This window comes from Ensifer sp. R1-3, assembly GCF_056739175.1.
The window spans coordinates 3,468,443-3,486,918 of sequence record NZ_CP096515.1 but is presented as its reverse complement, the minus strand read 5'-3'; the positions used below and the strand labels follow the sequence as shown (position 1 = coordinate 3,486,918).

The following is an 18,476-nucleotide window of genomic DNA, read 5'->3' as shown; positions in this document are numbered from 1 at the left end:
AGGGGCAATTCCGGTCATCCGAGATCGACGACCACAATTTCCGGCGGCACGCCGAAACGGATCGGTGCGATGGAGCAGCCAAGGCCGCCCGAGACGATGAGGTTGCGGTCTCCCTCGACAATATGACCATAGGCGTACCGGTCGCCGAAACGCGATGGCACGACGGGCGAGTGGCCGGCAAAGCGCACCTGTCCGCCATGCGTGTGACCGGATAGTGTCAATGCCACCCGCGAGGGCACCTTCGGAAAAATATCCGGCTCGTGCGCGAGCAGTATCACAGGCGCCTCGTCCGTCACCTGTGCAAGCGTGCCATCGAGATCGTCGAGTCCGCCCATCCCCGCGCGTTTCCATTTCCGTCCCGGCAGGAGCGCAAGCTGGTCCTCGAGCCCTGCGAGCCAGAAGGGGAAGCCGCTCTTCTCAAGGCGGACCGCGCGATTGCTGTACACCTGAATGCCGACGCCCGCCAATGCCCGATGGCCGAAGGTATCGCCGCCGCCGCTCTTCTGGGCGGTCCTGTCTTCCCACCAATCATGATTTCCCATGATCGCATGGACGCCGAGGGGTGCCCTGAGCGTGGCAAGCGCCTTCGACCACTCGCTCGAATGGACATAGCGCGTCACGAGATTCATGCCGGAAGCGTAGTCGCCGAGAAGGACCGTCACGTCGCCGCCGAGGTCGTTGGCGCGCTCGCATATGGATGCGATGCGGCGCGCAGACATCCAGGGTTCGCAGGCATGAACATCCGCGAGCGCGACCAGGCGGAGCTTCAGGCCGGGGCTCCAGCCGGGTGGCGTCAGGGCGTAGCGCGCCACCCTCAGACGCGCAAGCGGTTCGATGCCGAAGGCGTAGCTGCCCAGGGCCACGGCGCTCACCAATCCACCGCCGAGGACCTTCATGAAGCCCCGCCGGGTGATCATTTCAATCGTCCTCGAGCGTCAGCCGGAATTGGCTTGCCTCGACATCCCGTGGCGGATTGAGGCCGAGATGCTTCCAGGCATTCGCCGTGAGCACGCGGCCACGCGGCGTGCGCTGGATGAAGCCCTGCTGGATCAGATAGGGCTCGATGATGTCTTCGATCGCGTCGCGCGGCTCGGAAAGCCCGGCGGCGATCGTCTCGATCCCCACCGGCCCGCCGCCGAAATTCTGGGCGATCATCGTCAGATAGCGCCGGTCGAGCTGGTCGAGACCCATGCTGTCGACGAGCAGCCGGGTCAGCGCATCGTCGGCAATCTTTAGCGTCACGGCCTCCGCCCGTGCGACCTCGGCGAAGTCGCGCACCCGGCGCAGGAGGCGGCCGGCGATGCGGGGCGTTCCGCGCGCCCGGCGGGCAATCTCGCGCGCGCCTTCGTCGGTCATGCCGAGACCCATCAGCCGCGCGCCACGCCGGACGATCAGCTCCAACTCCTCGACCGTATAGAAATTGAGCCGCACGGGGATGCCGAAGCGATCGCGCAGCGGCGTCGTCAGCAGTCCGAGGCGCGTCGTCGCCGCCACGAGGGTGAACTTTGCGAGATCGATCTTCACCGAACGGGCCGCCGGCCCCTCGCCGATGATGAGGTCGAGCTGGAAATCCTCCATGGCCGGATAGAGGATTTCCTCGACGGCCGGATTGAGGCGGTGGATTTCATCGATGAAGAGCACGTCGCGCTCTTCGAGATTGGTGAGCAGCGCCGCAAGGTCACCGGCCTTGGCGATCACCGGGCCGGAAGTCGAGCGAAAATTGACGCCGAGCTCCTTCGCCATGATCTGCGCCAGCGTCGTCTTGCCGAGCCCGGGCGGGCCGACGAAGAGCACGTGGTCGAGCGCTTCGCCGCGATTGCGCGCCGCCTCGATGAAGATCTTCAGATTGGCGCGGGCTTCAGCCTGGCCGGTGAACTCGTCGAGCGTCTGCGGGCGCATGGTCGCATCGAGGTCTTCGCCTCGCTTTTCCGGCGCGATCAGACGTGCGGCTTCGCTCATGTCATTGCTTCCGTTTCGGGCTGTCCGCGGCCATAGGGGTGCCGGTGTTGAGGCCGGTCACCGCCGCTGCCGCGCTCAACCATAATTGGGGCGCCCGGATCAATCCAGCGAGAACGGCCAGCGTCCCTCTACTCCAATGCTTTTGTGGCCGCAGGAAGGCTCGCCGCTTCCTCACCGCGACAGTTCCTTCAAGCCGAGGCGGATCAGCTTGGCGCTGTCGCCGCCCTCCCCGCCGTTTTTCAGCGCAGCCGCAACGGCGTTGGCCGCCTGGTCTCGCGAATAGCCGAGATTGGTGAGCGCCGAGACCGCGTCCGCAACCGGCGCTGCGGCAACGCCTTCGCCGAGCTCCTGCTTGAGGCCGATCGATGGTGCCATCTCGCCGGAGAAGGCCGGAGCCTTGTTCTTGAGTTCGGTGACGATGCGCACGGCAACTTTCGGACCCACGCCCGGCGCGCGCGAGATCGACGTCTTGTCCTGCAAGGCGATGGCATTGGCGAGTTCCCCGGGGGTCAGCGTGGAGAGCACCGCCAGCGCCACCTTGGATCCCACACCCTGAACGCTCTGAAGCAGGCGGAACCATTCGCGCTCCAACGCGCTCAGGAACCCGAACAGCTTCAGCTGATCCTCGCGCACATAGGTCTCGATGAAGAGTACGGCCGCCTCTCCAGCGCTTCCGAGCTTTCCGAGCGTGCGCGCGGAGCAATGGGCGACATACCCGACCCCATGCACGTCGAGAACCACGTGATCCTCGCCGATCTCGTCTATCGTGCCCTTGAGCTTGCCAATCATCCGGTTGCCCTCCAACGCCCTTTGACCTGCCGGCCAGAGGGCGTATCGCTTGCCGTCATATTCATTCGCACGACCTACCCCGCAAGCGCCGCAAGGCGGCTCGTGACTGCCTGCCTGTTATGGGCGTGGCAGATGGCGATGGCGAGCGCGTCGGCGGCATCGTTGCCTTTGAACTCGGCCTTGGGCATCAGGACTTTCAACATCATGTGTATCTGCTGCTTTTCGCCGTGACCGACGCCGATCACGGCCTTCTTGACGGCGTTCGGCGCATATTCCGCGACCCTCAAGCCCGCCCGGGCCGGCACCAGCATGGCGATGCCGCGCGCCTGGCCGAGCTTCAGCGTGGCGGTCGCATCCTTGTTGACGAAGGTCTGTTCGACAGCGGCCTCGTGCGGCTGGTAGCCGTGCACCACCTCGGCAAGCCCGTCATGCAACTGGCAGAGACGGGAGGCAAGATCCATCTCGCCATCGGAAGTGACGGTGCCGGAAGCGACGAAACGCAGCGAATTGCCGAGCGTTTCGATGACCCCCCAGCCGGTGCGCCTCAAGCCCGGATCGATGCCGATGATGCGAATCGTATTCTGCATGCTTCACCCTATTTCGGTCGGCGGGACGCTGCCAGCAAAAAGTGAACAAAACAAAAACATTGCACAGAAATGGTCGCGTACTGCCTAAAAGCGCCGGGGCACCCTTGGCGTAAGGAAACTTGAACCTACATTGCGGAAGATCAATTTCTCTTAATTGAAAGCCTCGCCATGATCCCCTTTTCCATTCTCGACCTGTCGCCGATCACCGAAGGGGGCAGCATCGCAGAGTCGCTCGAAAATTCGCAGCGGCTGGCAATCGCGGCGGAGGAGAATGGCTATCAGCGCTTCTGGCTGGCCGAACACCATGGCATGAAGGGCATTGCCAGCGCCGCGACGTCTCTCGTGATTTCGCATGTGGCTTCGGCCACGCGGACGATCCGCGTCGGCTCAGGTGGCATCATGCTGCCCAACCATTCACCGCTCGTCATCGCCGAGCAATTCGGCACGCTTGCGGCGCTTTACCCCGGCCGCATCGATCTCGGCCTCGGCCGCGCGCCCGGCACGGACATGAGAACGGCGCAGGCGCTCCGCCGCAACATGGAGGCGAGCGCCAACAATTTCCCCAACGATGTCGTGGAACTGCAGGCGCTGCTCGGCCCGGCGACCGAAGACCAGAAGATCATCGCCGTTCCGGGCGCGGATTCGAACGTGCCGATCTGGCTGCTCGGTTCGAGCCATTTCAGCGCCCATCTCGCCGGCATGCTCGGCCTTCCCTTCGCCTTCGCCTCGCATTTCGCGCCGGACATGCTGCTTTCCGCGCTCGAAATATACCGCGAGCGCTTCACCCCGTCGCCACAGCTCGACAAGCCGCATGTCATGGTGGGCGTCATGGGCGTCGCAGCGGACACGGACGAGGAGGCGAACCACCTCTTCACCTCCATGCAGCAATCCTTCGTCGCGCTTCGCCGCAATGCGCGCGGGCGCTTCCCGCCGCCGGTCAAATCGATGGACGGCCTCTGGAGCCAGGACGAGAAGATTTTCGTCGACCACGCAATGAGCTACGCGGTGGTCGGCGGCCCCGAGACGATCCGCCGAAAGATCGAGGCGTTTCTCGATCTCACCAAGGCGGACGAGTTGATCGTCTCGATGCCGATCTTCGACATGGAAGCGCGATTGCGTTCGGTGAAGCTTTTCGGCGGGATCCGGAGAACGGGTTGAGTGCTCTGATCGCAACCGGCCCGATACGCCGCTTTGCCCTGCCGGCATCTCCCGTCCTGCCCGACGGTGAACGCAGTGCGTGCACGCTGCCTAATTGAATTGAGTGGAACATCGCCGCTTGCCGATCTCCCCCCTTGCGGGGGAGATGGCCGGCAGGCCAGAGGCGGTACCCTTCCTCTCCTCAGGCCGAAAGCTTCGCCAGGACCTCGTCGGAAACCTCGAAGTTCGAGTAGACGTTCTGGACATCGTCGTCGTCTTCGAGATTGTCGATGAGCTTCATCAGCGACTGTGCCTTTTCCTCGTCGACCGGCACGGTATTCTGCGGCTTCCAGACCGCCTTCACGGTCTCCGCCTCGCCGAGCGCGCCTTCGAGGGCCTTCGACACCTCGCCGATATCCTCGAAACCGCAGGTGATGGTGTGGCCTTCCTCATCCGTCTCGACGTCGTCGGCACCCGCTTCGATCGCGGCTTCCATGACCTTGTCGGCGTCGCCGGCGGAGAGCTTGTAGGTGATTTCACCGACGCGATCGAAGGAGAAGGAAACCGAACCGGTTTCGCCGAGCGCTCCGCCCGCCTTGGTGAAGGTGGATCGTACGTTGGAGGCGGTGCGGTTGCGGTTGTCCGTCAGCGCCTCGACGATGACCGCGACGCCGCCCGGGCCGTAGCCCTCGTAGCGGACTTCTTCGTAATTCTCGGCATCGCCGCCCGCAGCCTTCTTGACCGCGCGCTCGATATTGTCCTTCGGCATCGACTGCGCCTTGGCGTTCTGGATCGCCAGACGCAGACGCGGATTCATCGTCGGGTCGGGAAGACCGGTTTTTGCTGCGACGGTGATTTCGCGCGCGAGCTTGGAAAACATTTTGGAGCGCACCGCATCCTGACGGCCCTTGCGGTGCATGATGTTCTTGAACTGTGAATGGCCAGCCATGACGCCCTCTGCATGCGTGATTTTGGTGAGATCGGGCGCCTTATAGTTTCATTGCCGCGTCCAGTCCAGCAGTCGCGTCGTGTTTTCAGGAGGCGGGAAATGCGCTGCAGCGGTCCTCAAACGCCCTGCAGGACATAGATGAGCGGTCTGCTCGGCAGGGAACGCAGCGACACCTTCACGGAGGGCTCCGTGGCGAAGCGCTTGTCGAAGTCATCGCCGAACATCGCCAGAAAGTCGTTGGTCATCGGCCTGTGCATCGGCAGGATCAGCGCCGAGCGCAGCCGCGAGACGACACGGCTCATGCTCTCCGCGCCCATCGTCAGCCCGCCGTCCACCGGCACCATGAGCACGTCGAGCCGGCCGATCTGCCGGTAATGGCTTTCGTCGAGCTCGTGGTGCAGATGGCCGAGATGGCCGATACAGAGCCCGGCAATCTCGAAAATGAAGATCGAATTGCCGTCCCGTTCCATGCCCTCGAAGCCTGAACGGATATCCGTCGTCACATTGCGGATATAGGCGTCGCCGACGACGAGGTCATGATCCGCCGGCTCGCCATTGTCGCCCCAGCCATGCAGGACATGCGCGATCGCCGGATCAGGCGCCAGGGTGTAGTGGCTGGAATGGGCCCTGTTCATCGTCGCCACCGTAGGCGGCGACGAGGTCCGGAACCAGCCGTTGTAGTCCGTGGCGATCGAAACCCCGCCCGGCGTTTCGATCAGGAAGGTCGAATGGCCGAGAAAGGTGATCGTCACCTCGCTCGTGTCGGCCGACGCCACCGGAGTGGCATCGGCGGCCGAGAAGCTGGCGAACGTCGCCGCCGGCGTGGCTGCCGCGATCGCCTGGCATTGGCTCACATGGGCTTTCGCCTGCTGCGCGTGAGCCGGTGTCGGCCAGAGCGCATGGATGAGCCAGATGACGGTCAGGGTGTAGGCAAGGTATCGCAGCAGCATCCTTCACCTCTCACATATGCGGGATGAAAAACTTGCTCTCTCATTCCGCCCGCATCCCGCGTTGCCGCTCATGCCGGGCGGCAGGCAGGATCATTCAAGGTCATGATCGCGTCCAGCGTCTAACGACGGACAACCGCTCACAATTACGTCATTGCCGATGCACCTGGTCTCCTCACTCTCCCGGCGCCGGCGCCGGCGCAGCCGCCGGTGCGGGCTTGCGGCGCAGGGAGCGCAGGGCCACGTAGAAGACCGGCGTCAGGAACAGGCCGAGGAAGGTGACCCCGAGCATGCCGGCAAAGACCGCGGTACCGAGAGACTGGCGCATTTCGGCGCCGGGCCCCGTGGCGATGACCAGTGGCACGACGCCGAGAATGAAGGCGAAAGCGGTCATCAGGATCGGCCGCAGCCTGAGCCGGCTCGCATCGATCGCCGCCTCGATCGGCGTCTTGCCCTCCTCCTCGCCCTGGCGGGCGAATTCCACGATGAGGATCGCGTTCTTGGCGGCAAGACCGATAAGGACGATGAGCCCGATCTGGGTCAGCACATTGTTGTCGAAGCCCCGGATCGAAACGCCGAGAAGTGCCGCGAGGACGGCAAGCGGCACGATCAGGATGATGGCCAGCGGCAGCACCCAGCTTTCATATTGCGCCGAGAGCGCCAGGAAGACGAAGACCACCGAAAGAGCGAAGATGAAGACCGCAGTGTTGCCGGTCTGGCGCTCCTGCAAAGCGAGTTCCGTCCATTCGAAGGTCGTGCCCTGCGGCAGGATCTGACCTGCAAGCGCTTCCATCTTGTCGAGGGCGCTGCCCGTCGAGACGCCCGGCGCAGGATTGCCCTGAACGGGGACCGAGACATACATGTTGTAGCGCTGGACGAGCGCCGGTCCGCTCGTATCGCGGATTTCGACGAGCGTTCCGAGCGGCACGAGCGCGCCCGAGGCGGAGCGTACCTTGAGCGCGAGTATGTCCTCCCGCTCCAGCCGGAATTGCTGGTCGGCCTGGGCGCGGACCTGATAGACGCGGCCGAAGGCGTTGAAATCGTTGACGTAGGACGTCCCCAGATTGATCGAGAGCGTCTCGAAGATATTGGGGATCGGGACGTTCAGGGCCCGCGCCTTGTCGCGGTCGATCGCCAGGAAGAATTGCGGGCTGGAGGCCGTGAATGTGGTGAAGACGCCGGTCAGCCCCTCCGTCTGGTTCGCCGCTCCCATCATCTGATAGGCGAGCCCGAGCGCGCGGCGCATGTCGGCGCTCTGCCGGTCCATGATCTGCATCTTGAAGCCGCCCGAATTGCCGATGCCTCGCACGGAGGGTGGCGGAACGGCGATGATGAAAGCCTCCTGAATGCCTTGCATGGCACCGAAGATCTGGCCGATGATCTGTTCAGCGCTCTGCTTTTGCTCGAGGCGTTCCTCGAAGCTGTCGAAGGGCGTGAAGATCACGCCGGAATTGGATGCATTGGTGAAGGTCGCGCCGTTGAAACCGGCAAAGGCGACCGCATCCTTGACGCCGGGTACCTCGCGGATCATCTCCGAGGCCCGCCGGACGACCGTATCGGTGCGCTCGAGAGAGGCGCCGTCGGGAAGCTGAATAACGACGATGGCATAGCCCTGGTCCATCGTGGGTATGAAGCCGCGGGGCACGACCTGCGCCATGTACCAGGTGGCTCCGAGCAGGGCGACGAAGACGAGGAGCGCCCCGGCCAGCGCGATCCGCGTCCTGACGAGGTGGCGCACCGTCCATGCATAGCCATCGGCCATGCGGTCGAAGCCGCGGTTGAAGCCGTTGGCAAACCCGCGGCCGAGCCGCGTCAGGGGATTGCGGCTCTCATGCTCGTGGTTCTCGTGCGGCCGCAACAGGATTGCGGCAAGCGCCGGCGAGAGCGTCAGGGAATTGACCGCGGAGATCACCGTCGCGACTGCGATCGTAACCGCGAATTGCAGGTAGAACTGCCCGGCAATACCGGGAATGAACGCGGTCGGCACGAACACAGCCGTCAGGACGAGCGAGATCGCGATAACCGCGGCGCCCACCTCGTCCATCGTCACATGCGCCGCCTCGCGCGGCGTCATCCCGCGCGCGAGGTTGCGCTCGACGTTCTCGACAACGACGATCGCGTCGTCGACCACGATGCCGATCGCGAGGACCAGACCGAAAAGCGTCAGCATGTTCAGCGAAAAACCGAAGGCATAGAGAAGCGCGAATGTGCCGACGAGCGAAACGGGGATGGCGACGATGGGAATGATCGCCGTGCGCCACGACTGCAGGAACACGATCACGACCAGGGCGACGAGAAGCGCGGCTTCCGCAATGGTCTTGTAGACCTCGTCGATGGATTCCGAGATGAATTCCGTCGGATTGTAGATGATCCTGTATTCGAGTCCTTCGGGAAAATCTCGCGAAAGTTCGGTCATCGTCGCCTGGATCGCATCGGCCGCAGCGAGCGCATTGCTGCCGGGGCGGGAGAAGATGCCGAGCGCGACGGCGGGGCTGCCGTTGAGATAGCTGTTGGTCACGTATTCGCGCGCACCGAGCTCGATGCGGGCGACGTCCTGCAACTGGACGAGCCTGCCTTCTTCGGTCGCTTTGACGATGACGTAGCGGAACTGACGAGCGTCGCTGAAGCGGCCGTCGGTGGTCACCGTATACTGAAAGGCGCTGTCGCTCGACATCGGCGGACCACCGATGGAGCCGCCCGAGACCTGGACGTTCTGCTCGCGCAGCGCGGAGACGACATCGCCTGCGGTCATGCCGTAGGCGGAGAGCTTCTGCGGGTCGAGCCAGATGCGCAGCGCATATTCACGCTCGCCGAACAGAAGAACGTCGCCGACTCCGTCCAGCCGGACCAATATGTCGCGGATGCGCGTGCGGGCGTAGTTGGAAACATAAAGCTGGTCGTAGCGGTCGTTCGGCGAAAGCAGATGAACGACCATCATCAGATCCGGCGAGCTCTTCGTCGTGGTGACGCCGATGCGCCGGACTTCCTCGGGAAGCCGGGGCTCGGCGATCGAAACACGGTTCTGCACCAGCACCTGTGCCTGATCGAGATCGGTCCCGAGCTTGAAGGTGATCGTCAGCGCCATCGAACCGTCAGCGGTGGCATAGGAGGACATGTAGAGCATGTTCTCCACGCCGTTGATCTCCTGCTCGAGCGGGGTAGCAACGGTATTGGCGACGGTCTCCGCATCCGCGCCCGGATAGGAGGCGCGCACGACGATGGTTGGCGGTGCGATCTCCGGATACTGCGCCACCGGAAGCTGAAAATAGGCGATGCTGCCGACGATCAGCAGAACGATCGATAGCACCGATGCGAAGATCGGTCTGTCGACAAAGAAATGCGCGAACCTCATTGGGCATTCTCCGCCGATTGCGCGGCCTCGGGGGCAGGACGACGAGTTCGGGCTTGACCTTCACCCCCGGCCGGACGCGCATGAGGCCGTTGACGACGACTGTCTCGTCCCCCGTCAAGCCGCTGCGGATGACCCTGTAACCGTGGAGCCTCGGGCCAAGACGGACCGGTTTGGTGGCGACGCTGCCGTCCTCGCCGACCACATAGACGATGCGTTCGTTCTGGTCGGCAGCGATTGCCTCGTCAGGGACGAGAACCGCTCGATAGGTATTCGAGCCTTCGACTTCCACACGCCCGAACAGGCCGGGCTGCAGGACGAATTTGGGATTCGCAAAGCGGGCGCGCACCCGCATCGTACCGGTCTCGTTGTCGACCCGGTTCTCGGCGAAATCGAGCTTGCCTTCGAAAGGCGGCTCGTTGGCGTCGGCGATCGTGACGAGCACCGGGATGGAGCCGGCCCCTTCCTGCAGCGCGCTGCCGCGTTCCCGCGCCGTCCGCGCATAGGAAAGCAGCCGGCGCTCGTCGACATCGAAATAGAAATCGATCGGATCGAGCGAGACGATCGTCGTCAGTACCGTCTGGTCCGCCTGGACGAGATTGCCCGGGGAGATGAGCCGCCGGTCGACGCGGCCGCTCAGCGGCGCGGTGATGGTGGTGTAATCGAGATCGAGCCTGGCCCGCTCGACCGCCGCCTCGGCGCCGCGTACATTCGCCTGTGCCGAGAGCAGCGCCCGGCGGTCGTCGTCGAGCCTGGACACGGAGAGCGTGCCGGTTCCGGCGAGCGATTCCGTTCGCTTGAACGTGGTCTCCGCGAAGACGAGCGTCGATCGCGCTGCCTCGAGCGAGGCTTCCGCCTGGGAAAGAGCGGTGCGGAACGGCCGCTGGTCGATGACGAAGAGCTTGTCGCCCTTCTTCACCATGGCACCGTCGGTGAAGAAGACCTGGTCGAGATAGCCTCCGACCCGCGCGCGGATCGAAACCTCGTCGACCGCCTCGAAGCGGCCGATGAATTCGTCGGCGTCGATGACGTCGCGCACGACCGGCTTGGCAACGGTCACCGTCGGCATCTGCGCGTCCTGCGCGACCGCCGGTGCCGAAACGAGAAGGGAGACGAATACGCCGGCGATGGCCGGCAGACGCCACTTTCGCAACATGCACGCTCTCCAAATTACCTGAACATCAGATCGCCGGCACCGGGGTCTGCAATTGGCGCGGCGACATTCCAATACCGGGGCGCTATAGCGACCTTTAAGCGTCCGACAGACGTGCGGCGCTATAGGGCTCGGTTGCACTAAGACGGGACGAGGGAAGGTATGGGCGCCTCCGCCCGCATCCCGCTTCAACTATTGGGCATGGAAACTTGCGAATAGCGGCCGCGTGGATTGCGGCTCTCATTTGGTCGCTAACCTGCCACCATTTGACAGGTCTGTCACCCTTGAAAAAAGGCAATTCGGCAGAGGCAGGGCGCGGCAGGATTGCAGGTGGAGAAACAGAAGCTCTGCCGCTCAAACCCAGAATTGCGGGATCGTCTCGGCCAGACGCGGGCCGATCCTGAGCGGCGCGATCTTCTCCGCCAATCCCGTCCGGTCCGAAATCTCGATCCCGACGCCGCAGATGGTCGCCGGGCCGGATGCCGCTTCGAAGCGGCCCTTGGGCATCTTCGAGATGAACCGGTTGAGCGGCTCTTCCTTGTCCATCCCCAAGGACGAGTCGTAGTCGCCGCACATGCCGGCATCGCTCATATAGCCGGTGCCACCGTTGAGTATCTGATGGTCCGCCGTCGGCACATGGGTGTGCGTGCCGACCACCAGGCTGGCACGCCCATCGACGAAGTGGCCGAAGCATTGCTTCTCGCTCGTCGCCTCCGCGTGAAAATCGAAGACGACTGCATCGGCCTGCTCGCCGAGCGGGCAGGCGTCGAGGATCGCCTCTGCCGTCTTGAAGGGATCGTCGAGCTCGGGATGCATGAAGACCCGCCCCATGACATTGGCAACCAGAACGCGGGCGCCGTTTCGCGCGAAGAAAAGATTGGAACCGCGACCCGGCGTCCCCGCAGGATAGTTTGCCGGCCGCAGGAACTGATCGTGCCGCTCGCAGAAGACCACCGCCTCCTTCTGATCCCAGACGTGATTGCCGGTGGTCACTACATCGGCGCCGGCGCTGATCGTCTCGAGAAAGATGTCTTCGGTGATGCCGAACCCGCCGGCTGCGTTCTCGCCATTGACGATGACGAAGTCGAGCTTGAGATCGCTCACGAGTCCCGGGAGGCGCTCCCAGACGGCCATGCGGCCCGTCTTGCCCACCATATCCCCCAGAAACAGAAGTCGCATGCCGGTCAATCCCGCTTGGACCAAGGCAATTTGGATCGACTCCAAATCGTGCACGTGGTCGGTTCCATGAATTTAAAACAGGATGTGGCGGAATCCGCGCAAAATATCCTCATCCCGCTCTGAAATGCCGAAAACCGCTCTCCGTCAATACGGCGTCCAGCGCCACGTCGTGCGGTTCAGCCGGCACTGATGCCACTTCCTGGCAGTCGAATGCAATCCCGATCAGGCGCGGCATGTGGCCTTTGCGACGCAGCCGCTCGATCGCCCGATCATAATAGCCGGCGCCGTAGCCGATCCGATGGCCCACGGCATCGAAGGCCGAAAGCGGTACGAGCATGATGTCCGGATCGACTTCCGGCGCATCGGGGCCGGGACCGGTGGTGCCGAAACCGGTTTCGACGACTGCGATGCCGTCGAGCAGTTCCCGGAAAACGATGTCCTTGCTGTCCAGGATCACCGGCAGGCAGAGGCGCGCACCGCGATCCCTGAGCCGCACCATCAGCGGCCGGACGTCGGCCTCCGAACGGATCGGCCAGAAGCCCGAGACGACATGTCCCGGATCGAGCGCGATAATGTCGCCGGCATGATCGGCCATGGCAAGGCTCGCCTCGATCCGCACTTCCGCCGGCATCGCATCGCGGAGCGCCAGCCGCTCCTTCCTCAACGCTGCCTTCAAATCCCTGGGTGACATCGAACCTTCCTTCCGGGCAGACCGAACCGCTTTTACATGATCGGAATGCCCCTGCCATAGCGCAAAACGGCCTCCGGCTGGAACCATGCGGCCGCCGCTTTTTGCAATACTTCGCGACTCGTTCGCGTATCGCGACGCTTTATGGAGCTTTCCCGGAGGGAGCTGATTTACAGCATCCAGTGCAGATGCCGAACCGCTTCACGCTGGCGCCGGGCTTCCTCGCATCCGAGACGATATGTGTCCGGGATAGCTGCGTCTGCCAGCAGGTGCGGGTCGGCGCGGCGGCTTACGATCGACCATTCCAGGTAAAGGGTGAGCCCCAGCCGCCAACGCGCAAACGCCGTCGCAAGCGACGGGGAGCTTCGAGCGGCAGGATGTGCTGGCACGACCAGAACGGGCATGGCGAGACCCTCGGGAGGAAAGCGACAGCCTCGATCCTCTCTCCTTTGTTGACATCTGACAAATGAATTGCAACCATGCCTGTCATCAGGTTTTCTTATGGCGACAGCATGTCAACTCCGCTCGACAGCGATCTGCTCAGAACCTTTCTCGCGGTCGCCGACACCGGCAACCTGACGCGGGCTGCCGATACGGTGCGGCGGACGCAGTCGGCCGTCAGCATGCAGATCCGCAAGCTCGAGGAGCTCATCGGCGCGGCGTCATACTGACCGATGACGGGCGGCGGCTCGCCGACAATGCGCGCCGCATCGTCTCTCTTCTCGACGACACGGCGGCGGCCATGCGATCGCCGGCGCTCGAGGGTTCGGTCCGGATCGGGATTTCGGAGGAATACGTCAACTCCACGCTTCCGAAGGCACTTGGCGCCTTCGCTGCCATTCATCCGGGCGTGGAGGTGACGGTGCGGCAGGAAACCTCCATGGCCAATTCGGCAGCGCTCGCCGCCGGAGAACTCGACATCGCCGTCGTCTTCGAGCCGGGCGGGCGCAGCCGGAACGAGGTCCTGATGGTGAACCCTACGGTCTGGGCGACCTGCGACCAGCACGGTGCCCATGAGCGCCGGCCGGTACCGATCGCGACCTATACCTATGCCGAAGGCGGCTGGTGCGACGAACTGGCCCGGCGGAGCCTGCAGAGCCGCGGCATAGAGTCTCGCATCGCATATGTGAGCCGCACGAGCGGCGGCCTCATCGCCGCCCTCATTTCGGGCCTTGCCATCGCACCCTTGTCGCGAACCGCCATACCGGCGGGGTGCAGGGAACTTACCGAGGAGGACGGCTTCGGCATCATCGACATGACCAATGTCGTGCTGCGGACGAGGCGCGGGAACCGGTCGCCGACGGTCGACGCGATGGCGGATGCCATCCGCCGAGCGTTCCGGGCACCGGCCGAGAAGGAAAAGGAAGAAGTGCGATCCACGACGACCGATGGATGATTTACGATCCCGGGTACCTACTAGGTAGGTGGGCACCGTATGCCCGGACCCACGGGTCCGGCCAGGGACAGTCCCCTTGAGATCGTGTATGGCCCCGGGGATTGTGGTTCCTGTCGGGAAGCGCAGATCGCCTGGCAGATATAGAGCGTCCCGGGGCTTTTCACCAGAGCCGGATGCGATGGAGCTGCATAATTTCTGCGAAATCGCAGGCGGGGCTCAATTTGCCGAGGGAGTCGGCCGCCCGTTGAGCTTGGCGGCGATATCCTGAATCTGCGCCGTCACTTCGCCGAGCGCCGAGGCAAGCGCCTCCTCGCTTCTCGTCTGATCCGAAAGCGCGGTATCGCGGCCTCTCTTCAGATCGTCCACTTCCGCTTCGATGCTCTTCAGCCGGCGATTGACCTCGCTCAACTCGTCCATGACCATGATCCCCGCCATGACGGTGATCCTGAGGTCGCCGATTTCGCCGAACTGGGCCTTCAGATGGCCGACATACTGGTCGAACCTGGTCGCGAGGTCGCCGAGGTGATCTTCCTGCCCTTCCTCGCAAGCCATGCGGTAGGCCTTGCCGTCGATCGTTACCGTCACCTGCGCCATACGTTCAGAACCTCAGCGATCCAGCACCGCGCGAATGGTCTCCATCGCCGTCACCAGACGACGGGATACCTCGCGATTGACCTCTTCCAACCGGTTGGCGCGGAATTGGGATTGGTCGAGTTCCTGCGCCAGGCGAGACCGGTCCTCGTTGACCCGCCTGACCTCGCCTTCGAACTCGCTCACATCCCTTTCCTTGTCGAAGCGGCCGTCGATCGCGATTTCAAGAGACTGAACCGCGTTGCGCAACTCGTCGATCGCCGCCTTGACCGTCTTTGCCGGCATGTCTTCCGATACCTCTCTAGGGGGAGCGGCTTCGCCCTGCCCTAAAACAAAGTGCGGAGCGCTTGCACCTTGCCTGGACGCGCCTCGCTCCAAGGCCGAATCGTAGAGCGTTCATCACTTCGGCCCTTTTCTTTTTAAACCTATTACGCAAGTCTCAACAATGCCAAGCGCGGCATTGAACTGCGGAAGCTGTGGATGGTCGATTTCGCCTCCCGAACCGGCCACCGACCGGCGGCGTTTCTGCCATCCAGAGGCGCCGCGCCGGGGCCGCCGCATTTGGTCGCGGAGGGCCCGTATTTATTGACTCGGCTCACGCACCTGCTATGTGTCTGCCGCTTCTCATGCGGTCTTTGGAGGATAGAGACCGTCCCCTGACCACCGAACGCAAACGGAACAGTCATGATCTCTCGCGAAAAACACGACCGGATGGCGAATGCAATCCGCTTCCTCTCCATGGACGCCGTCGAGAAGGCAAATTCCGGCCACCCTGGCCTCCCAATGGGCGCCGCCGATATCGCAACAGTGCTGTTCACCCGCTATCTGAGCTTCGACCCTAAAAACCCCGCCTGGCCGAACCGCGACCGCTTCGTCCTGTCGGCCGGCCACGGGTCCATGCTACTCTATTCGCTGCTCTACCTCACGGGCTACGACGACATCACCATCGACGAGATCAAGAACTTCCGCCAGCTGGGTTCGCGCACGGCGGGTCACCCGGAATACGGCCACGCCGCCGGCATCGAGACGACCACGGGTCCGCTCGGCCAGGGCATTGCCAATTCCGTCGGCATGGCGATCGCCGAGCGCAAGCTGCGCGAAGAGTTCGGCAGCGAACTGATGGAGCATTATACCTATGTGCTCGCCGGCGACGGCTGCCTGATGGAAGGGATCAGTCAGGAAGCGATCGCGCTTGCCGGCCACCTGAAGCTCAACAAGCTGATCGTCTTCTGGGACGACAACAACATCTCGATCGACGGTCCGATCTCCATTGCCGACTCGACCGACCAGCACGCCCGCTTCCGCGCCAGCAAATGGCACACGATCGCCGTCGACGGCCATGATCCCGAAGCGATCGCCGCCGCGATCGAAGAGGCTCACAAGTCCGACAAGCCGACCATGATCGCCTGCAAGACCGTGATCGGCTTCGGTGCGCCGAACAAGGCCGGTACGCACAAGGTCCACGGCTCACCGCTCGGCGCCGAGGAAATCGCCGCCACCCGCAAGGCGCTCGGCTGGGAAGCCGAGGCGTTCACGGTTCCCTCCGACGTGCTCGACGCCTGGCGCATCGCAGGCCTGCGGTCGGCCAAGGCGCGCAAGGAATGGGAAGAACGGCTCGAAGCTGCTGAGGCGGAGAAGAAGGCGCAGTTCGTCCGCCGCTTCTCCGGCGAGCTCGAAGGCAGCCTCGCCTCGGCGATCGGCGCCTACAAGCAGAAGCTTGCCGAGACCAAGCCCTCGCCGGCGACGCGCAAGGCTTCGGAGGATGCGCTGGAAGTCATCAACGGCGTACTCGCCGAGACGATCGGCGGCTCTGCCGACCTGACCGGCTCCAACAATACCAAGACGAGCCAGACACACTCCATCACCCCGGACGATTTCTCCGGCCGCTACATCCACTACGGCGTGCGCGAGCACGGCATGGCGGCCGCGATGAACGGCATGGCGCTGCATGGCGGCCTCATCCCCTATTCCGGCGGCTTCCTGATCTTCTCGGATTATTGCCGCCCGTCGATCCGCCTTGCCGCGCTCATGGGCATCCGCGTCATCCACGTGCTCACGCATGATTCCATCGGTCTCGGCGAGGACGGGCCGACCCACCAGCCGGTCGAGCACATGGCCGCGCTTCGGGCCATCCCCAATCTCCTGATGTTCCGCCCCGCGGATGCGACGGAGACCGCCGAATGCTGGCAGCTCGCCCTGGAAAACCGCAAGCGCCCGTCCGGTCTTGCGCTCACCCGCCAGAACCTGATGGCGGTGCGCACGGAATACGAGGAACAGAACCTCTGCGCCCGCGGCGCCTATGACCTGATCTCCGCAAGCGATGCGCAGGTGACGATCTTCGCCACCGGCTCGGAAGTCGAGATCGCCGTCAAGGCCTGCCAGACGCTGACCGCCAAGGGCATCGCGACGCGCGTCGTCTCCGTCCCCTGCTTCGAGCTCTTCGCCGAGCAGAGCGAGGACTACCAGCAGGCGATCATCGGCACGTCGCCGGTCAAGATCGCCGTCGAAGCCGGCATCCGCCAGGGCTGGGACCACTTCATCGGCAACGATGGCATCTTCATCGGCATGTCGAGCTTCGGTGCTTCGGGCCCCTACAAGGATCTCTACAAGCACTTCGGCATTACGCCAGAAGTCGTGGTTGCGTCCGCCGAAGCCAAGCTGTCCTGATCAAGCCTGGAGGACATTCCCGGATGTCCTCCTTCCCACCACACGCATTCTGACAGGGAGAGACCCGATATGACAGTGAAAGTCGCCATCAACGGTTTTGGCCGCATCGGCCGCAACGTTCTCCGCGCCATCGTCGAATCCGGCCGCACGGACATCGAAGTCGTTGCCATCAACGACCTCGGTCCGGTCGAGACCAACGCTCACCTGCTGCGCTTCGATTCCATCCACGGCCGCTTTCCGGCCGACGTGAAGGTCGACGGCGACGCGATCGTCATCAACAACGGCAAGCCGATCAAGGTGACCGCGATCCGCAATCCGGCAGAACTGCCGCACAAGGAACTCGGCGTCGACATCGCCATGGAGTGCACCGGCATCTTCACCGCCCGCGACAAGGCAGCCGCTCATCTGGAAGCCGGCGCCAAGCGCGTCATCGTCTCGGCTCCGGCCGACGGCGCGGACCTGACCGTCGTCTACGGCGTCAACCACGACAAGCTGACGAAGGATCATCTCGTCATCTCCAACGCATCCTGCACGACCAACTGCCTGGTACCGGTCGCCAAGGTGCTGCACGATGCCGTCGGCATCGATCACGGCATGATGACGACGATCCACTCCTACACCAACGACCAGCCGTCGCTCGACCAGATGCACAAGGATCTCTACCGTGCACGCGCCGCGGCGCTGTCGATGATCCCGACCTCTACGGGAGCTGCAAAGGCGGTCGGTCTCGTGCTGCCGGAACTCAAGGGCAAGCTCGACGGTATCTCCGTGCGCGTCCCGACCCCGAACGTCTCGGTGGTCGACCTGAAGTTCGTCGCCAAGCGCGAGACGACCAAGGAGGAAATCAACGCCGCCATCAAGGCTGCCGCCGACGGTCCGCTCAAGGGCGTTCTCGGCTACACGCTCGCTCCGAACGTCTCGATCGACTTCAACCACGATCCGCGTTCCTCGGTCTTCCACATGGACCAGACCAAGGTGATGGAAGGCAAGTTCGTCTCGATCCTGTCCTGGTACGACAATGAATGGGGCTTCTCCAACCGCATGTCGGACACGGCGGTTGCCCTGAGCAAGCTCATCTAAGACCG

General features: G+C 63.6%; 16 protein-coding genes, 1 other RNA gene and 2 pseudogenes. 5 read left to right on the top strand and 14 right to left on the bottom strand.

Going from position 1 to position 18,476, the window contains the following annotated elements; translation table 11 throughout:
• Positions 1 to 14: 14 nt before the first annotated feature.
• From M1D43_RS16470 to ruvC, 4 genes are all read right to left on the bottom strand, one after another.
• A complete protein-coding gene (locus tag M1D43_RS16470; RefSeq protein WP_153313685.1) occupies positions 15 to 917 on the bottom strand; it encodes a metallophosphoesterase in 903 nt (300 codons plus the stop codon).
• Between the two features lies 1 nt (position 918).
• On the bottom strand, positions 919 to 1,959 hold the full coding sequence (gene ruvB, locus M1D43_RS16465) for a Holliday junction branch migration DNA helicase RuvB (RefSeq protein ID WP_153313686.1): 1,041 nt from the start codon (positions 1,957 to 1,959) through the stop codon (positions 919 to 921).
• 171 nt (positions 1,960 to 2,130) lie between these two features.
• The gene (gene ruvA / locus M1D43_RS16460) at positions 2,131 to 2,748 is read right to left on the bottom strand and encodes a Holliday junction branch migration protein RuvA (protein WP_010970169.1); all 618 of its coding nucleotides are present in this window, start codon (positions 2,746 to 2,748) and stop codon (positions 2,131 to 2,133) included.
• A gap of 74 nt (positions 2,749 to 2,822) precedes the next feature.
• Positions 2,823 to 3,335, bottom strand: coding sequence for a crossover junction endodeoxyribonuclease RuvC (gene ruvC, locus M1D43_RS16455; protein WP_027993294.1), 513 nt, complete (start codon positions 3,333 to 3,335; stop codon positions 2,823 to 2,825).
• 168 nt (positions 3,336 to 3,503) lie between these two features.
• Here ruvC and M1D43_RS16450 point away from each other — a divergent pair, with 168 nt between their 5' ends.
• Positions 3,504 to 4,493: an LLM class flavin-dependent oxidoreductase gene (locus M1D43_RS16450; protein ID WP_003535967.1), complete on the top strand. Its 990-nt coding sequence runs from the start codon at positions 3,504 to 3,506 to the stop codon at positions 4,491 to 4,493.
• Between the two features lie 181 nt (positions 4,494 to 4,674).
• Here M1D43_RS16450 and M1D43_RS16445 read toward each other — a convergent pair whose 3' ends face one another.
• The 7 genes and pseudogenes from M1D43_RS16445 to M1D43_RS16415 form a co-directional block, all read right to left on the bottom strand.
• Entirely contained in the window at positions 4,675 to 5,421 is a 747-nt protein-coding gene (locus M1D43_RS16445; protein ID WP_010970171.1) for a YebC/PmpR family DNA-binding transcriptional regulator, read from the bottom strand.
• A gap of 116 nt (positions 5,422 to 5,537) precedes the next feature.
• Positions 5,538 to 6,371, bottom strand: coding sequence for an MBL fold metallo-hydrolase (locus M1D43_RS16440; RefSeq protein ID WP_027993296.1), 834 nt, complete (start codon positions 6,369 to 6,371; stop codon positions 5,538 to 5,540).
• 172 nt (positions 6,372 to 6,543) lie between these two features.
• Positions 6,544 to 9,720 carry an efflux RND transporter permease subunit gene (locus tag M1D43_RS16435; protein WP_028003133.1) on the bottom strand — a complete coding sequence of 1,059 codons (3,177 nt, stop codon included), beginning with the start codon at positions 9,718 to 9,720 and terminating at the stop codon, positions 6,544 to 6,546.
• A pseudogene (locus M1D43_RS16430) lies at positions 9,717 to 10,873 on the bottom strand (efflux RND transporter periplasmic adaptor subunit). Before M1D43_RS16430 ends, M1D43_RS16435 begins: the two are co-directional and overlap by 4 nt.
• A gap of 351 nt (positions 10,874 to 11,224) precedes the next feature.
• Positions 11,225 to 12,049 carry a TIGR00282 family metallophosphoesterase gene (locus M1D43_RS16425; protein WP_013844839.1) on the bottom strand — a complete coding sequence of 275 codons (825 nt, stop codon included), beginning with the start codon at positions 12,047 to 12,049 and terminating at the stop codon, positions 11,225 to 11,227.
• Between the two features lie 109 nt (positions 12,050 to 12,158).
• Complete coding sequence (locus tag M1D43_RS16420; protein ID WP_013844840.1) at positions 12,159 to 12,740, bottom strand: 5-formyltetrahydrofolate cyclo-ligase; 582 nt, start codon at positions 12,738 to 12,740, stop codon at positions 12,159 to 12,161.
• A 167-nt stretch (positions 12,741 to 12,907) separates the two neighbouring features.
• Positions 12,908 to 13,141, bottom strand: a complete 234-nt coding sequence (locus M1D43_RS16415) for a hypothetical protein (RefSeq protein ID WP_153313688.1) — start codon at positions 13,139 to 13,141, stop codon at positions 12,908 to 12,910.
• 75 nt (positions 13,142 to 13,216) lie between these two features.
• On the opposite strand from M1D43_RS16415, the gene M1D43_RS16410 reads away from it, so the two are divergent.
• Both M1D43_RS16410 and M1D43_RS16405 read left to right on the top strand, forming a co-directional pair.
• Entirely contained in the window at positions 13,217 to 13,408 is a 192-nt protein-coding gene (locus M1D43_RS16410; RefSeq protein WP_498814031.1) for a LysR family transcriptional regulator, read from the top strand.
• A gap of 71 nt (positions 13,409 to 13,479) precedes the next feature.
• Positions 13,480 to 14,016 (top strand): annotated as a pseudogene (locus tag M1D43_RS16405) (LysR substrate-binding domain-containing protein); the annotation flags it as partial.
• 90 nt (positions 14,017 to 14,106) lie between these two features.
• Here the strand turns inward: M1D43_RS16405 and ssrS are convergent.
• The 3 genes from ssrS to M1D43_RS16390 form a co-directional block, all read right to left on the bottom strand.
• Positions 14,107 to 14,265, bottom strand: a non-coding RNA gene (gene ssrS, locus M1D43_RS16400) — 6S RNA.
• An 84-nt stretch (positions 14,266 to 14,349) separates the two neighbouring features.
• Positions 14,350 to 14,727: a cell division protein ZapA gene (locus tag M1D43_RS16395; RefSeq protein WP_003535985.1), complete on the bottom strand. Its 378-nt coding sequence runs from the start codon at positions 14,725 to 14,727 to the stop codon at positions 14,350 to 14,352.
• Positions 14,728 to 14,739: 12 nt separating this feature from the next.
• Entirely contained in the window at positions 14,740 to 15,009 is a 270-nt protein-coding gene (locus M1D43_RS16390; RefSeq protein ID WP_003535987.1) for a DUF4164 domain-containing protein, read from the bottom strand.
• Between the two features lie 399 nt (positions 15,010 to 15,408).
• Here M1D43_RS16390 and tkt point away from each other — a divergent pair, with 399 nt between their 5' ends.
• Together tkt and gap are read left to right on the top strand one after the other, a co-directional pair.
• Entirely contained in the window at positions 15,409 to 17,391 is a 1,983-nt protein-coding gene (tkt, locus tag M1D43_RS16385) for a transketolase (RefSeq protein ID WP_003535989.1), read from the top strand.
• Between the two features lie 69 nt (positions 17,392 to 17,460).
• The gene (gene gap, locus M1D43_RS16380) at positions 17,461 to 18,471 is read left to right on the top strand and encodes a type I glyceraldehyde-3-phosphate dehydrogenase (RefSeq protein ID WP_003535991.1); all 1,011 of its coding nucleotides are present in this window, start codon (positions 17,461 to 17,463) and stop codon (positions 18,469 to 18,471) included.
• Positions 18,472 to 18,476 lie beyond the last annotated feature (5 nt).

What these genes read in the sequence shown, in the direction of transcription:
- M1D43_RS16415 (WP_153313688.1), bottom strand. Translation starts at nt 13,141, where the DNA reads ATGCCCGTTCTGGTCGTGCCAGCACATCCTGCCGCTCGAAGCTCCCCG.
- M1D43_RS16435 (WP_028003133.1), bottom strand. Translation starts at nt 9,720, where the DNA reads ATGAGGTTCGCGCATTTCTTTGTCGACAGACCGATCTTCGCATCGGTG.
- ruvC (WP_027993294.1), bottom strand. Translation starts at nt 3,335, where the DNA reads ATGCAGAATACGATTCGCATCATCGGCATCGATCCGGGCTTGAGGCGC.
- M1D43_RS16470 (WP_153313685.1), bottom strand. Translation starts at nt 917, where the DNA reads ATGATCACCCGGCGGGGCTTCATGAAGGTCCTCGGCGGTGGATTGGTG.
- gap (WP_003535991.1), top strand. Translation starts at nt 17,461, where the DNA reads ATGACAGTGAAAGTCGCCATCAACGGTTTTGGCCGCATCGGCCGCAAC.
- M1D43_RS16390 (WP_003535987.1), bottom strand. Translation starts at nt 15,009, where the DNA reads ATGCCGGCAAAGACGGTCAAGGCGGCGATCGACGAGTTGCGCAACGCG.
- tkt (WP_003535989.1), top strand. Translation starts at nt 15,409, where the DNA reads ATGATCTCTCGCGAAAAACACGACCGGATGGCGAATGCAATCCGCTTC.
- ruvB (WP_153313686.1), bottom strand. Translation starts at nt 1,959, where the DNA reads ATGAGCGAAGCCGCACGTCTGATCGCGCCGGAAAAGCGAGGCGAAGAC.
- M1D43_RS16425 (WP_013844839.1), bottom strand. Translation starts at nt 12,049, where the DNA reads ATGCGACTTCTGTTTCTGGGGGATATGGTGGGCAAGACGGGCCGCATG.
- M1D43_RS16440 (WP_027993296.1), bottom strand. Translation starts at nt 6,371, where the DNA reads ATGCTGCTGCGATACCTTGCCTACACCCTGACCGTCATCTGGCTCATC.
- M1D43_RS16410 (WP_498814031.1), top strand. Translation starts at nt 13,217, where the DNA reads ATGCCTGTCATCAGGTTTTCTTATGGCGACAGCATGTCAACTCCGCTC.
- ruvA (WP_010970169.1), bottom strand. Translation starts at nt 2,748, where the DNA reads ATGATTGGCAAGCTCAAGGGCACGATAGACGAGATCGGCGAGGATCAC.
- M1D43_RS16395 (WP_003535985.1), bottom strand. Translation starts at nt 14,727, where the DNA reads ATGGCGCAGGTGACGGTAACGATCGACGGCAAGGCCTACCGCATGGCT.
- M1D43_RS16420 (WP_013844840.1), bottom strand. Translation starts at nt 12,740, where the DNA reads ATGTCACCCAGGGATTTGAAGGCAGCGTTGAGGAAGGAGCGGCTGGCG.
- M1D43_RS16445 (WP_010970171.1), bottom strand. Translation starts at nt 5,421, where the DNA reads ATGGCTGGCCATTCACAGTTCAAGAACATCATGCACCGCAAGGGCCGT.
- M1D43_RS16450 (WP_003535967.1), top strand. Translation starts at nt 3,504, where the DNA reads ATGATCCCCTTTTCCATTCTCGACCTGTCGCCGATCACCGAAGGGGGC.